Raw genomic sequence first — 14217 nt, forward strand, 5'->3', positions numbered from 1 at the left:
AGTAGCGGGGACAGGATTTGAACCTGCGACCTCTGGGTTATGAGCCCAGCGAGCTACCGAGCTGCTCCACCCCGCGTCGGTAAACACGACTCTACGGGACGCCCCTCGACCAGCGCAAATCCATTAAGACGGGGCCGGGCGGGCCCGGGCGGAGCCCGGGGCGGGGCGAGATCCGGAAGCTCCGGACCTGCCACCACCTAGGCCGTGAGCTCCTGGTGCAGCGCCTCGCTCAGCCGGGCCGCGCGCTCGGCGACCTCCGCCGGGCCCAACTCCACCGCGCGGGCGCACCAGTGGCGCCCCTCGGTCAGCTCCCCGCGGCGGGCCGCGAGCAGAGCGAGCCGGAGCGCGGCGCGACCGTGGCCGGCCCGGGCGGCCCGGGTCCACCAGAGGGCGGCCTCGCGCTCACTGCCCTCGCGGGCGAGGAGCAGCCCGAGGTTGAAGGCGCCGTTGCGGCTGCCGGCCTCGGCCGCCTCGCGGTACCAGCGGTCGGCCTCGGCCAGGTCGCCGCGCCCGGCGGCGAGCATGCCGACCCGCACCTGGGCGCGCCGGTGCCCCTGCTGGGCGGCCCGCTCGTACCACTCCTCGCACTCGGTCTTCTCCTCCCGGGGCGCGCCGAGGACGGCGGGACCGGGGTCGGGCCGGCGTGCGTCGAGCACCGAGGCGAGCCGGAAGGCGGCCTCGGCGCTGCCGCCGCCGGCGGCGCAGCGCAGGTGCCGCTCGGCGGTCCGCTCGTCGCCGTCCCGGAGGGCGGCGATGCCCACCTGGAGGGCGGCCTCGGTGTGCCCGGCGGCCGCGGCCCGCTCGTACCAGACGAGGGCCGTACGGTCCTCGTCACGGCCCGCGTGGAGGATGCCCAGGTTGAAGGCGGCGTCCACGCTGCCCGCCTCGGCGGCCTTGGAGAACCAGGGCTCGGCGCCGTTGGCGTCACCGGCCTGGAGGAGCAGCACGGCGAGCGCGTTGGCGGCCTCGCGGTGGCCCGCGTAGGCGGCCCTGCGGTACCACTGCTCGGCCTGCGGGATGCGGTCCTGGGCCGCGCAGAGCAGCCCGAGGTTGTAGGCGCCGTTCACATCGCCGGCGTCCATGGCGGCCCGGTACCAGCGCTCGGCGGTCTGCTGCTCGCCCCGGGCCGCGTGCAGCGCGCCGAGGGCGTTGGCGGCGTTGCCGTCGCCGTCCTGGGCGGCGCGCAGCCACCACACGGCGGCGCTCTCCTCGTCGCCCGCGTCGCGGAGGAGGAAGCCGAGCGCACAGGCGGCCTTGGCCTCGCCCTCCTTGGCGGAGCTGAGGTACCAGCGGCCGGCCTCCTTGAGCTCCCCCCGGTGCTCCAGGATCGCGCCGAGGTGGAGCGCGGCCCGCCGGTGGCCGCGCGCGGCGGCCTGCCGGAACCACTGCTCGGCCTCGGTCGGCTCTCCCCCGGGCTCGCCGACGGCGAGCCCGGCCGCCGCCGCCGCGGTCAGCGCGGCCGCGGCGGCCGCGCCGGTGGGCACGGCGGCGCCGGTGCCGGGGACCCGCAGCCGGGTGCCGGTGTCGTGGGGGCCGCGGGTCGTCTCGGTGCCGCGGCGCTCCAGGGCCAGGGCGAGCCGGTACGCGGCCTCGCGGTGGCCCTGCTCGGCGGCGGCGCGCAGCCAGCGCTCGGCGCCGACGTCGCTGCGGTGCTCCAGGAGGTCGGCGAGGGCGTACGCGCCGAGGGCGTGGCCCTGTTCGGCGGCCTGGCGCAGCCAGTACTCGGCGGCGGGCTCGTCGCCGCGCTCGCGGTGGTGACGGCCGAGGGCGTGGGCGGCGGGCGCGGAGCCCGCGACGGCGGCGACCCGCCACCAGCCGGCGGCCTCTTCGGCGTAGCCGCGCTGGTGCAGCAGGACCCCGAGGTTGTTGGCGGCGGCGCGGTCGCCCTCGGCGGTGGCTCCGCGCAGATAGGGCTCGGCGCCGTCCAGGTCTCCGCGGCGCAGCAGCAGCGCACCGAGGGCGCTCATCGAGGCGAGGTCGCCGCGCTCGGCGGCTCGCCGGTGGCGGGCCTCGGTCTCGGTCTCGTTCTCGGTGTCGGCATCGGTCTCGGCGGTGGTGTCGACGGCCGCATCGACGGCCCCTACTGCCTCGATGATCTCGTCTGCGGCGTTCCTGGCGTGCCGCTGCACAAACCGCCCTGTCTCCAACAGAGTTGCCCTGTCCCCCATAAATACCATCGTCGCACCACCCGCAACCCGAGCACACCTGGTATACCGCAGCCAGTGAGGTCACTCAGCGTTTTGTCGACATGCCCACAGAGAGACAAGTCAAACACGACTCACGCCAACTCGCCCCTTCCCTACCGCTCTTCGAGCCCCCCGCGCACGCCGACACACGACGAGGGCCCGGATCCTTATGGATCCGGGCCCTCGTCCTCTGAGTAGCGGGGACAGGATTTGAACCTGCGACCTCTGGGTTATGAGCCCAGCGAGCTACCGAGCTGCTCCACCCCGCGTCGGTGAACCAACAGTATCACGGTCGCGGGATGGAAAACCTCAGGTCAGCCGCTTGATCCCGTCGTCTTGAGCTTCGCCCCCGCCTCGGCCGCCCGCTGGAGAGCCGCCTGGAGGTCCTCCTGGGCCTTGCCGTACGCGGTCCAGTCGCCCTTCGCCAGGGCCGCCTCGCCCTCGTCGTAGGCCTTCTGCGCGTCGGAGATGGCCTGCTTGAGCGCGGCGTCGTTCGAAGCCGGCGGCGGGTTGGTGGTGCCCGGCGGGGTCGTCGGCGAGGTCGGCGGCGGCGTGGTGGGCGCCTCCACCCCGAAGACCGCGTTGAGCGCCTTGGTGAGGTTGTCCTCGAACACTGTCGTGTCCTTGGTCGTGTCACCGTCCGGCTGGTCCGCGTCCACGTACGACACCGCGACCTTCTTCAGGAGCGGGTAGAGCGCGTTCCGCCCCTGGGCGTACACCGGCTCCACGTACAGGAACCCGCCGTCGAGCGGGACGGTCAGCAGGTTGCCGTACTGGATGTCGGAGTCGGCGCCCTTCATGTCCCGGACGAAGGTGGCCACGGAGGGCAGGCCGTTGAGCTTGCTCTGCACCTGGGCCGGGCCCGGTACGTCCTCGGTGACCCGCAGCAGTCTCAGCCGGCCGTACTCCTTGCTGGTGGCGTCGGCGTCGACCGCCATGAAGCCGCCCAGGTTGGGCCGCCCGTTCGGCGTGAACGTCGTCGTCAGCGAGAAGCGCTGCGCCGTGTCCCCGGGCATCTTCATGCTCAGGTAGTACGGCGGGACCGCGTTGCCGTCCTTGTTGGTCGGGTCGTCCGGCACCTGCCAGGCGTCCGAGCCGCTGTAGAACTGCGCGGGGTCGGTGACGTGGTAGCGGGTCAGCAGCTCGCGCTGGACCTTGAACATGTCCTGCGGGTAGCGCAGGTGCTTCATCAGGTCGGCGTTGATCTCGGTCTTGGCCTTGACCGTGCCGGGGAACGCCTTCATCCAGGTCTTCAGGACCGGGTCCTGGGTGTCCCACTGGTAGAGGCTCACCGTGCCGTCGTAGGCGTCGACGGTGGCCTTCACCGAGTTGCGGATGTAGTTGACCTGGTTCTGCTGGGCGACGACCGCGCGCTGCTGGTTGCCGACGGTCAGCGAGTCGGCCGTGGTGTCGCCGAGCGTGGTGCGCGAGGCGTACGGGTAGCCGTTGGTCGTCGTGTAGGCGTCGATGATCCACTGGATCTTGCCGTTCACGACCGCCGGGTAGGCGTCGCCGTCGATGGTCAGCCACGGGGCGACCGCCTCGACGCGCTCCTTGGGCGTGCGGTTGTAGAGGATCCGCGAGCCCTCGCCGATGGCCCCCGAGTAGAGGATCTGCGGCTCGCTGAAGGCCACCGCGTACGCGGCGCGGTTGAAGGTGTTGGAGAGGTTGACCCCGCTCTTGCCCTCGTAGCTGGTGGTCTTCTCGCCGTTCTCCTCGTAGTCCAGCTCCTTCTGCGGGCCGCCCACGATCGAGTACTGGTCGGTCTTCTCGCCGTAGTAGATCCGCTGCTGGTACGGGCCGAGCATCCCCGTGGTCGGCAGGCCGGCCTCGGTGAAGATCGGGGAGCCGTTGGCGTCCGTCTGCGTACCCGCGGCCATGATCGCGCCATAGCCGTGGGTGTACGTGAAGTGGTCGTTGATCCAGTTCCGCTTCGGAATGCCCTTGATGTTGAGCTCACGCAGACCGACGACGGTGTCCTTGCCCGCGTAACGGTCGACGTCCAGGGTCGTCGGGAACTGGTAGTACTTCCGCTTCTGCTCCAGCTGCTGGAACGTCGGCGAGACGATGTTGGGGTCGAGGACGCGGTAGCTGGCCGCCGAGTCGGCGTCCGTGCGCAGCTGGTCCTTGGCCTTCACCGTCGACTTGCCCGAGTAGTTCTCGGGCTTCGTCCCGTCGATCGCGTACGCCTTGCGGGTCGCGTCGATGTTCTTCTGGATGTACGGCGCTTCCTTGGCCTGCTCGTTCGGCTGGACCTGGAACTTCTGCACGATGGCCGGGTACAGGCCGCCGATCAGGATCGCGGAGAGCACCATCAGACCGAAGCCGATCACCGGGAGCTGCCAGGTGCGGCGCCAGAGCGTCGCGAAGAACAGCACGGCGCAGATCGCGGCGATGCAGAACAGGATGGTCTTCGCCGGCAGGTAGGCGTTGGCGTCGACGTACCGCAGACCCGTCCAGTTGCCGGTGGCCTTGAAGTCGCTGGACTTCACGGCCAGGCCGTACCGGTCGAGCCAGTACGCCACGGCCTTGAGCGACACGAAGACGCCCAGCAGCACCGAGAGGTGCCCGGTGGCCGCGGCAGTGGCACGCGCGCCCGGGCTGGTGATCCGCAGCCCGCCGTACAGGTAGTGCGTGAGCGCGGCGGCGATCAGCGACAGGACGGCGGCGGCGAAGCCGAAGGCGAGGAGGAAGCGGTACCAGGGCAGGTCGAAGGCGTAGAACGCCACATCGAGCCCGAACTGCGGGTCCTTCTGGCCGAACTTCACGCCGTTGACCCACATCAGCCAGGTGCGCCACTGGCCGGAGGCCGACGCGCCGGCGATCAGCGCCACCAGGGCGGTGACCGCGAGCAGCACCCACTTCTTGAACGGGGCGAGGCCCATCCGGTAACGGTCGAGGCTCTGCTGCTCCAGCGACATCGCGCTGAGCGGCGGCCGCAGCCGGTACGCCAGCCAGATGTTCAGGCCGACGGCGAGCCCCATCAGCAGACCGAAGACGGCGAAGAGGCCGATCTTGGTCCAGAGCGTGGTGGTGAACACGGACGAGTAGTCGACCGAGCGGTACCAGAGCCAGTCCGTCCAGAACCCGGCGAACATCACGAACGCCATGGCCAGAACGGCCAGCACCCCGAGTGTCATGAGCAGGGTTCGGGCCCGCCGGGACGGCCGGCCGACTCTCGTCCTCGGCCCGGACGGGCTACCGCCGCGGTCCGGCATCTGGAAAGCCAACGTGCGCCCCTCGATGTTGATGCGTCTGAAAGCAGGCCCCGCGATCGTAGAGCCCACTGATGCAACTTACTGAGGCTTTACCTAGTTCCCGTGTTCAGGGGAAGAGGAGGCAGGATGTTGGTCATGTCCAACGTTTCCCCCTCCGGCCCGGCCATGGCCGCGAGCCCCCTCACCCGCGCTGTGCTCGAGATCGACGAGTACGCGGCGGGCCTCGGCTGGGACCAGCCGGCCCGTCTCTTCGCCCTGGTCGACACCGCACGGCTGCGCGCCAAGGAACCCGCGCTCGCCTCCCAGCTGGGCCTGGGTGACGACGCCACCGCCTACACCCCGATCGAGCAGGACAAGCTGCCGCGCGGGAAGCCCCTCGACGAATTCCTCGGCACCATCGCCTGGCCCGCCGGCGTGGCCGGCTGCGCCATGACGGTGGAGCGGCTGATGCTGCCCCCCTCGGCGGAGGCCCAGGTCCCGCAGGGCCTGAACGAGAAGCAGCTCGCCAAGTGGGTCGCCGCCCACCCGGACCGCCAGGAGGTGCGGATGACCGTGGCCGTGCTGCGCGGCGGCGCGCGCGAGGCGGCGATCCGGCTGCGCGAGAAGGACACCACGACCGAGGTCCTGACCGGCCCCGATCTGGTGCCGGGCCTCGCCGAGGCCCTGTCGGCGACCTTCGAGTCCTGACTCCCGCTCCACCTCGCAGCAGGGGCTCCCGGTCGACCCGACCGGGAGCCCCTCTCACGTCCACGCGCGCGTGATCAGCTCTTCGAGCAGCTCGGCAGCGACTTCGTGTCGCCCTTGCGGAGCTTCTCCAGGGACTTCGTGGCGTCGTCGATGGTGTCGACCTTGACGAGCGTGAGCCCGTCGGGGGTGTCCGAAGCGGCGGCCTCGCAGTTGTCGGCCGGGGTGAGGAAGTACTCGGCGCCGGCGTTGCGCGCGCCGACCAGCTTCATCTCGATGCCGCCGATCGGGCCGACCTTGCCCGCGTCGTCGATGGTGCCGGTGCCGGCGACGAACCGGCCGCCGGTGAGGCTCTCCGGGGTGAGCTTGTCGACGATGCCGAGGGCGAACATCAGACCGGCGCTGGGGCCCCCGACGTCGGCCAGGTTGATGTCGATCGTGAACGGGAAGACGTGGTCGGTGCCGGCCTGGATGCCGACGACGGCGCGGTCGCCCTCCTCCGAGGTGGTGGTCGTGATGACGACCTTCCGGGTGACGGTCGGCTCCTTGCGCGCCTTCTCCGCGGCGGCCGCCTCCTTGGCGGGGACGATCGTGAACTCCACGTCCTGGCCGGGCTTGCGCTTGACGACCTGCTTGGCGACGTCGGCCTGCTTGGCGATCGGCACCCCGTCGACGGCCTTGATCACGTCACCGGCGTGCAGCTTGCCCTCGGAGGGCGAGCCCTTGATCACCGAGCCGACCACGACCCGGGAGACGAACGGGATCCCCAGCTCGTCGAGGGCGGCCACCTTGGCGCTCTCCTGCGACTGGCTGAACTCCTCGGCGTTCTCCTGGCTCGACTGCTCCTCGGTCTTGCCGTCCGGGTAGAGCGTGTCGTGCGGCACCACCACGTTGTCGTGGGCCAGCCAGCCGTAGACGGCCTCGACGGCGTTCATCTTGTAGTCCGCGCTGGTGACCCGGACCGTCGTCATGTTGAGGTGACCGTCGGTCGGGTAGGTCTTGCGCCCCGAGATCTGCAGGACCGGCTCTCCCCTGGCGTCGCCGAGGGTGTTGACCGTGGGGCCCGGGCTCATCTCCGCGTACGGCACCGGGATCAGAACGCCCGCGATGAGCAGACAGATCAGGACCAGGGTGGAGGCGAGCATCGTCGCGGTGCGGCGTGGCATGGAACGACAGTACGGGACTCGCCTGTGGGTGCACCCGTGGGGCGGGTCCGTACGAGGGCGCCGGCGTCAGCTCGTCGGCGACGTGGTGACACCGGCGGCCGCCGCGGCCGGTTCGCGCTCCGCGCGAACGGAATCGGGGGTCGTGACGTGGGAGCGTTCCATCGCGTCCCGGAAGCGTGCGTATCCGGCGAGTTCGGCCACGTCACCTATGGTCTTGTTCCTCGAAGCCCAGCTTCCCCATATCGCCGCGCCGACGACTGCGAAAAGCGGAATCAGCAACCAGGCCAGCGCTGCCATCCCGACCTCCCATCCCCAGTGAGTTGATCAGCAGACTGTGTCATCTGTGAGGTCAACGCTCGCGCTTGGGGGGCGGTTACGCAAATCGGGCGTTCGGCTACGCCCTGTCGGCGCGTCGGCTTGCTGTCCGAGAGGGCGCCGACGGCGGGTCTCAGCAGGCGCCGACCCTCCCCAGCCTTCGGCCGGGGGGACCCCCAGGCCAGGGGTGGCGGGTCTCAGCAGGCGCCGACCCACTCCTCGGTGCCGTCCGAGAAGGTCTGGTGCTTCCAGATGGGGACCTCGTGCTTGAGGTCGTCGATGAGCTTGCGGGAGGCCTCGAAGGCCTCACCCCGGTGGGGGCAGGAGACGGCCACGACGACCGCGATGTCGCCCACGCGCAGGTCGCCCACACGGTGCACGGCGGCCAGCGCCCGGACCGGATAGTCGGCGACGACCTTCTCCGCGACCCGGCGCAGCTCGGCCTCCGCGGTGGGGTGGCAGGAGTAGCCCAGCGCGTCGACGTCCGCGCCGCCGTCGTGGTTGCGCACGGTGCCGACGAAGAGCGTCGTGCCGCCGGAGGCGTCGTCCCCGACCGCCCGGAAGACCTCGTCGAGGGAGAGCGGCGTCTCCCGGATCGCGAGGAGCTTGATCGGATCGGCGGCGGCCTGCTCGCCGGGGTGGTCATGCGTGGGTGCCATGGGCCCATCGTGCCGCACGCGCGCGACATCCCGGAATAGCGGTTTCGACCGGCGGTCGGAGCCCCCCGTAGGAGGGTCCTACAGACCGGCGGCCGGAGGCGGCCGGCCCGCAGAGGACCGGCCCCGCGGCTCCGCCGCCCGACGGGGCCCGGAGCCCCGGCGGTTCCCGGGATCAGATCCCGCGCCGCTTGCGCATCTGCCGGACGAGGGCGGCCGTGCCCAGCAGCGCCACCGTGGCACCGGCCGCGCCCGCCGCCGTCGCGTCCTTGCGGCCCAGGCGGCGGCCGGCGACCGTGTGGCGGCCCTCGACCTCCTCCAGGAGCGCGGCGAGCACCTCCTCGTTCGTCCACTGCGGCCGCCACCCGGCGTCGTGCAGCCGTCCGACGCTCACCACCCAGGGGTGCATGGTGTACGCCAGGTCGCCGGCCGGGGACGGGGTGAGCCCGATGCGGTGGAGCCTGGCCGCCGCGCCGAGGGCGACCGCGGAGGGCAGCTCCATGCGGCGGATCCCGGAGAGCTCCTCGACCTCCTCCTGCTCCAGCCAGCCCTCGCAGCCGACCGCGAACTCCCCGTCGACCTTCTCGAGGGCCGCGTACTCCAGAGCGCTCACCAGGTCCTCCACATGGCAGAACTGCCAGGTGGGCCGGGATCCGGCGACGACGAGCAGCCGGGGCGACTCGAAGTAGCGGGTCAGCGCCGTGTCCGTACCGCCGACGAGGACGGCCGGGCGGACGACGGTGACGTTGAGGCCCGGGTGGGCGCGGGGTGCCCGGCGGCCGAGGCGCTCGATCTCCAGCATGTCGCCCACGCCGGTGGCCTCGGCCGTGGCCCTGAGCTCGGCGTCCTCGGAGAGCGGGATGTCGTTGTCGGGCAGGGCGCCGTAGACCATCGAGGAGGTGCAGAGCACCACCCGGTGGACGCCGGCCGCCGCCGCCGCGGTCAGCACGGTCTGCGTGCCGCGCACGTTGTAGGCCGTTCGGGCGGCGGGGTCGGTCTCCAGGTCGAGATCGACGGCGAGGTGCACGACGACGTCCGCGCCGCGCAGCTTCTCGGCGATGGCCGGGTCGCGCACGTCGAGGATGTGCCACTGCGCCTCGGCGACCTCGCCCCGGCGCTCGTCGATGGCGACGACCTTCTTGATCTCGGCGGAGGCGGCGAGGCGCCTGGTCAGCAGGTCACCGACGCCGGAAGCGGCACCGGTGACCGCGACGACGGGGCCGCGCACGGCGGACCGGGTTGAGTGGTTTCGCGCTCCGCGAACCTGTGGATCTGGGGAACTCACCGGGCGTCTCCAGCGGTTGTCTTCAGTACGTACACGGATGACGCGTACGGACCAGGTGGCGTCCATCCTGCCGCAGGGCACGGCCCGGCGGAGCACCGAGCCCATTTCCGGCCCGGATGTCTACGCTGGTGGTGTGCGGGGCCTGTCTGGACAGGCCCTGGTCGGGCAGTCGCCGTCGGCAGGAGGCCGGCGGCCCTACGAGCCGAGGAAACCTGTGAGTGACACCCCATTCGGATTCGGCCTTCCGCCGGAGGAGCCGGAGAACGGCGACGAGGGCAAGAAGAAGGACCCCGCCGGAGGTGGCCAGGGGTCCGGTGGCCAGGGCGGCGGCAACCCCTTCGGGGCGAACCCGTTCGGCTTCGGCGGGCTGCCCGGCATGGGCGCGCTGGGCGGTCAGGGCGGTGCGGACAACCCGTTCGCGGCGATGTTCGGCTCGCTGAACCCCAACGATCTGGGTGCGGCCTTCCAGCAGCTCGGGCAGATGCTGAGCTACGAGGGCGGTCCCGTGAACTGGGACATGGCCAAGCAGATCGCGCGCCAGGTGGTGGCCCAGGGCACCGCGGACGGCACCAAGGACGCCAGCGTGGGCCCGGCGGAGAAGGCGGCGGTCCAGGAGGCCGTGCGACTGGCCGATCTGTGGCTGGACGGCGTGACCTCGCTGCCCTCGGGCGCGAGCACGGCCGTGGCGTGGAGCCGCGCGGAGTGGGTCGAGGCGACGCTCCCGGCCTGGCAGCAGCTCGTGGACCCGGTCGCCGAGCGGGTCGGCGCGGCGATGGGCGATGTCCTGCCGGAGGAGATGCAGGCCATGGCGGGCCCGCTGATCGGCATGATGCGCTCGATGGGCGGCGCCATGTTCGGCCAGCAGATCGGGCAGGCCGTGGGCGCGCTCGCCGGTGAGGTCGTCGGCTCGACCGATGTCGGTCTGCCGCTCGGACCGGCGGGCCGGGCCGCGCTGCTGCCGCTGAACATCGAGGCCTTCGGCAAGGACCTGGGCGTGCCCTCCGAGGAGGTGCGGCTCTACCTGGCCCTGCGCGAGGCCGCCCACCAGCGACTCTTCGCCCACGTGCCGTGGCTGCGCGCGCATCTGTTCGGCGCGGTCGAGGGGTACGCGCGCGGGATCAAGGTCGACACCTCGAAGCTGGAGGAGGCGGTGGGCCAGCTCGACCCGACGCACCCGGAGCAGCTTCAGGAGGCACTCCAGCAGGGCATGTTCCAGCCGGAGGACACCCCGGCGCAGAAGGCCGCTCTGGCCCGCCTGGAGACGGCGCTCGCGCTGGTCGAGGGCTGGGTGGACGCGGTGGTCCACGAGGCCGCCAAGTCGCGGCTGACCTCGGCGGACGCGCTGCGGGAGACGCTGCGCCGGCGACGGGCCTCGGGCGGTCCCGCCGAGCAGACCTTCGCGACGCTGATCGGTCTGGAGCTGCGTCCGCGGCGGCTGCGGGACGCGGCGCGCCTGTGGGCCTCGCTGACCGACGCGCGGGGCGTGGACGGCCGTGACGGTCTGTGGGAGCACCCGGACATGCTGCCGACGGCGACCGACCTGGACGACCCGGACGGCTTCGTGCACCGCGAGCACCTGGACTTCTCGGAGCTCGACAAGATGCTCGGCGAGGCGGCGAAGGGCGATGCCCCCGAGGACGGGGACGGCAAGGAGTGACTCTGCACGACGACGCGGTCCTCGTGCTCAAGGGGTACGAGGACCAGCCGGAGCTGCGTGATCTGTACCTGGAGCACCTGGCCGCGCATCCGGACGGCATGTACAAGCCCTGTGGGACCGGGCATCTGACCTCCAGCGCGCTGGTGGTCGATCCCCCGCGCGGGCGGGTGCTGCTGACCCTGCACAAGAAGCTGGGCATGTGGCTCCAGATGGGTGGCCACTGCGAGGCGGGCGACGCGACGGTGGAGGCCGCCGCGCTGCGGGAGGCGACCGAGGAGTCGGGGATCACGGGGCTGACCCTGCTGCCGGGCGGTCCGGTGCGGCTCGACCGGCATCCCATCCCGGCGCCCTGTCACTGGCATCTGGACGTGCAGTACGCGGCGCTGGCGCCGGCCGGTGCGGTGGAGCAGATCAGCGAGGAGTCGCTGGACCTGCGCTGGTTCGCGTACGAGGAGGTGGCGGGCGTGGCGGACACGTCGGTGGTCCGTCTCCTGGAGAGCACGCTGGCCCGCCTCTAGCGGGACACGGACACGGGAAGGTGGCGGTCGCCGTTCGGCGACCGCCACCTTCCGTACGCGTTCAGTTCCAGGCGTTGTTCTGGTTCTGGGCGTGCGAGCCGTGCTGTCCCGCGCCGAACTGGGCGGCGATGCCCTGGCCGATGGCCGCGTTCTGCGGGGGCATGACCTCGCTGGGCTGGACGAGGGCGAAGCCCTGGCCGAGGAAGCTGAGCTCCCAGCCCTCGCCGGTGTTGCCGCGGCGGCTGCGGACGCTGGAGCTGTGCGTCTGTGCCTGCATCTGGACGCGCAGCCCGGTGGACCAGGCGACGATCGCGTCCGCGTCCACGCTGACGTACTTGTCGGGCGTGACGAGCATCATCAGCGGCTGCCCCGAGGTCATCAGGGCGACCTTGCCGCGGCCGGAGATGTTGAGCTGGTACTTGCCGGTGCCGGAGACGCCGTACTGGCTGTCGACCGCGATGACCTCGGTGTTGAGGGTCGAGTCGAGCGCCAGGACGTAGGCGCTGTCCACGGTCAGGCCCTCCTGCTCGACCTCCACGACGTGGACGTACTGGGCGAGGTTGGCGAAGTAGACCGTGCCCTGGCCGGAGCAGCGCATCAGGTCGAGGCCCTCGCCGGTGCGGGCGCGGGCGCGCCGCTGGCTCGGGGTCTGGTACTCGCCGTCGAAGTCGACGAGCCCCTGGTACGCGACCATGGCGCCCTTGCGGGCGAGGATGTCGTCCTGCCCGGTGAGGCTGACCCGCAGGAGCTGCGGGTTCTGGATGACGTACCGCTCCTGGCTCTGCTGTTCCGCGTGGTTGAAAAGCGGGCTCTGCATGGTGTTCTCGCTCCCCCTCAGCCCCGGACCCGAAGGCGGTCGGTGCTGTCCTCGCTCGGCTGTACGACGACGATGCCCTGGCCCGAGAAGGCCATCTGGTAGGCCTCGCCGCTGCCCCGCCCGATGAGCGAGGAGGCCTTGAAGCTGCGCTTGCCCTTGACCTTGAGCGCCGGCGACCAGGCGACGAGCGCGTCGGGGTCGACGTAGGTCTCGTCGTCGCCGCGACCGCAGTCGACGACGATCGGCGTGCCGCGCGAGGTCAGCGCGACCCAGCCGGTGCCGGCGATCTCCACGTTGAACAGGCCCTGGCCGGCGAACTTGGCGAGCCCCTTGACCCGCTCGACGCCCCACTGGAGGTGCGCGTCGAAGGCGAGCAGATTGGTGCCGTTGACCGAGAGGGAGTCGTTCTGGAGATTGATCACGACGACGTCGGCGCCGTAGTCGGCGAGGTAGAGCAGTCCGTCGCCGGAGCACTTCATGATCGGCGCGCCCTCGCCGGTGGCCCACTGCTGGGCGACCTGGCGGGCGGCGGGCGGGTTGGGCTCGTAGGTGATGTAGCCCTCGTAGGAGACCATCGAGCCGGTCCGGGCGTAGAGGTCCTGGCCGGAGGCCATGGCCACCTTGAGCATGGTGCGGCCGTGGTTCTCCATCCGGGCCGCGACGGGGGTCGGGGCGTAGCCCGCGAGTTGCTGGTTCATGACTTCGGGCTCCCTCAGACCTCGTAGGGCTGGACGACGATGAAGTTGCCGGGGGCTCCCCGGAACTGGAGGTTCACGGTCTCTCCGCTGTGGCCGGGGTAGGCGTTGCGGCGGAGCCGCACCTGGCTGGAGAGGATGACCTGGGAGGCGGACGACCACGCCACGACGGCGTTGCAGTCGGCGAAGGTCGTCGGCGTGACGGGCAGCACCACGGGAACGCCGTGGGTCTTCACGACGACGGTGCCGGTGCCCTGGAACTGCATCGTGAACAGGGCGCCGCCGGGGATGCCGTGGCCCTCGATGCGCCGCACCTCGTACTGCAGGGTCTCGTCGAACGCGAGGACGTTCTCCGCCGAGACGCAGATGCCGTCGCCCTGGAGCTCGATCGGGTGCAGATGGGCACCGTCCTCGGCGAGGAAGAGCTGACCGCGGCCGGTGCAGCGCATGAGCTGCATCTCCTGGCCGGTGGCGTTGCCGACGATCCGGCCGGTGAAGCCGGCGCCCTTGTGGGAGAAGTCGACCTTGCCCTGGTACATGACCATGGAGCCCTGCCGGGCGAGGACGGGCGTCGCGCCCATGGCCAGGTCGACCCGCATGAGCTGCTGGTTCTGCGGGGTCCAGCGGGCGCCGGTGGCGGTCTCCTTGTACGGCGCGAGCGCGGCGGCGAGCCCCGCTCCGGTGGCCGGGACACCCCCCGGAACGCCGGGCTGCTGGCCGTACCCGGACTGCTGCCCGTACGGGGCGGGCGCGGCCTGCCCGTACGGAGGTGCCTGCGGCGGCTGGCCCTGGCCGGGGTACTGGCCCGGAACCTGCCCGGGGTACTGGCCCGGGGGCTGCCCGGGGACCTGGCCGTACTGGGGCTGCTGCGGCGGCTGCCCGTAGGGGGCGGGTGCCGGTGCGGGCGGCGGAACCGGGGCGGGCGCCAGGGGCGCCACCATGGTGGGCGCCGTGTGCACCGGCGGAGCCGGCGGCACGGGCGCCTGCGGGGCCGCGGGCGCGCCGAAGGCCGGCGCGGGC

Annotated in this window: 12 protein-coding genes and 2 tRNA genes; 3 read left to right on the forward strand and 11 right to left on the reverse strand. The window is 71.8% G+C overall.

The window, feature by feature from the left end:
* Nucleotides 1-2: 2 nt before the first annotated feature.
* The 4 genes from IE311_RS36210 to IE311_RS36225 form a co-directional block, all read right to left on the reverse strand.
* Nucleotides 3-76 (reverse strand) — tRNA-Met (locus IE311_RS36210).
* A 121-nt stretch (nt 77-197) separates the two neighbouring features.
* Nucleotides 198-2177, reverse strand: coding sequence for a tetratricopeptide repeat protein (locus IE311_RS36215; RefSeq protein ID WP_189836160.1), 1980 nt, complete (start codon nt 2175-2177; stop codon nt 198-200).
* Between the two features lie 204 nt (nt 2178-2381).
* Nucleotides 2382-2455: transfer RNA gene (locus tag IE311_RS36220), tRNA-Met, on the reverse strand.
* A gap of 45 nt (nt 2456-2500) precedes the next feature.
* Nucleotides 2501-5404, reverse strand: a complete 2904-nt coding sequence (locus IE311_RS36225; protein ID WP_189836171.1) for a UPF0182 family membrane protein — start codon at nt 5402-5404, stop codon at nt 2501-2503.
* 135 nt (nt 5405-5539) lie between these two features.
* Here IE311_RS36225 and IE311_RS36230 point away from each other — a divergent pair, with 135 nt between their 5' ends.
* Nucleotides 5540-6091, forward strand: coding sequence for a PPA1309 family protein (locus IE311_RS36230; RefSeq protein WP_189836161.1), 552 nt, complete (start codon nt 5540-5542; stop codon nt 6089-6091).
* A 74-nt stretch (nt 6092-6165) separates the two neighbouring features.
* On the opposite strand, the gene IE311_RS36235 is transcribed toward IE311_RS36230, so the two are convergent.
* The 4 genes from IE311_RS36235 to IE311_RS36250 form a co-directional block, all read right to left on the reverse strand.
* Nucleotides 6166-7254, reverse strand: a complete 1089-nt coding sequence (locus IE311_RS36235) for a YlbL family protein (RefSeq protein ID WP_189836162.1) — start codon at nt 7252-7254, stop codon at nt 6166-6168.
* 66 nt (nt 7255-7320) lie between these two features.
* Nucleotides 7321-7551, reverse strand: coding sequence for a hypothetical protein (locus tag IE311_RS36240; RefSeq protein ID WP_189836163.1), 231 nt, complete (start codon nt 7549-7551; stop codon nt 7321-7323).
* Between the two features lie 215 nt (nt 7552-7766).
* Nucleotides 7767-8228, reverse strand: coding sequence for a molybdenum cofactor biosynthesis protein MoaE (locus IE311_RS36245; RefSeq protein WP_189836164.1), 462 nt, complete (start codon nt 8226-8228; stop codon nt 7767-7769).
* A 172-nt stretch (nt 8229-8400) separates the two neighbouring features.
* A complete protein-coding gene (locus IE311_RS36250; RefSeq protein WP_189836165.1) occupies nt 8401-9510 on the reverse strand; it encodes an SDR family oxidoreductase in 1110 nt (369 codons plus the stop codon).
* Nucleotides 9511-9724: 214 nt separating this feature from the next.
* On the opposite strand from IE311_RS36250, the gene IE311_RS36255 reads away from it, so the two are divergent.
* A complete protein-coding gene (locus tag IE311_RS36255; protein WP_189836166.1) occupies nt 9725-11167 on the forward strand; it encodes a zinc-dependent metalloprotease in 1443 nt (480 codons plus the stop codon).
* Complete coding sequence (locus IE311_RS36260) at nt 11164-11685, forward strand: NUDIX hydrolase (protein WP_189836167.1); 522 nt, start codon at nt 11164-11166, stop codon at nt 11683-11685. Before IE311_RS36255 ends, IE311_RS36260 begins: the two co-directional genes overlap by 4 nt.
* A 61-nt stretch (nt 11686-11746) precedes the next feature.
* Here the strand turns inward: IE311_RS36260 and IE311_RS36265 are convergent, their stop codons facing one another.
* The 3 genes from IE311_RS36265 to IE311_RS36275 form a co-directional block, all read right to left on the reverse strand.
* Nucleotides 11747-12502, reverse strand: coding sequence for an AIM24 family protein (locus tag IE311_RS36265; RefSeq protein WP_189836168.1), 756 nt, complete (start codon nt 12500-12502; stop codon nt 11747-11749).
* 17 nt (nt 12503-12519) lie between these two features.
* Nucleotides 12520-13200, reverse strand: a complete 681-nt coding sequence (locus IE311_RS36270) for an AIM24 family protein (RefSeq protein ID WP_189836169.1) — start codon at nt 13198-13200, stop codon at nt 12520-12522.
* A gap of 14 nt (nt 13201-13214) precedes the next feature.
* Nucleotides 13215-14217 (reverse strand): AIM24 family protein (locus IE311_RS36275; RefSeq protein ID WP_189836170.1); only part of this gene is annotated, 1003 nt, incomplete at its 5' end.

This window comes from Streptomyces zaomyceticus (assembly GCF_014656215.1).
In the GTDB taxonomy this organism is placed as follows: Bacteria; Actinomycetota; Actinomycetes; order Streptomycetales; family Streptomycetaceae; genus Streptomyces; species Streptomyces zaomyceticus.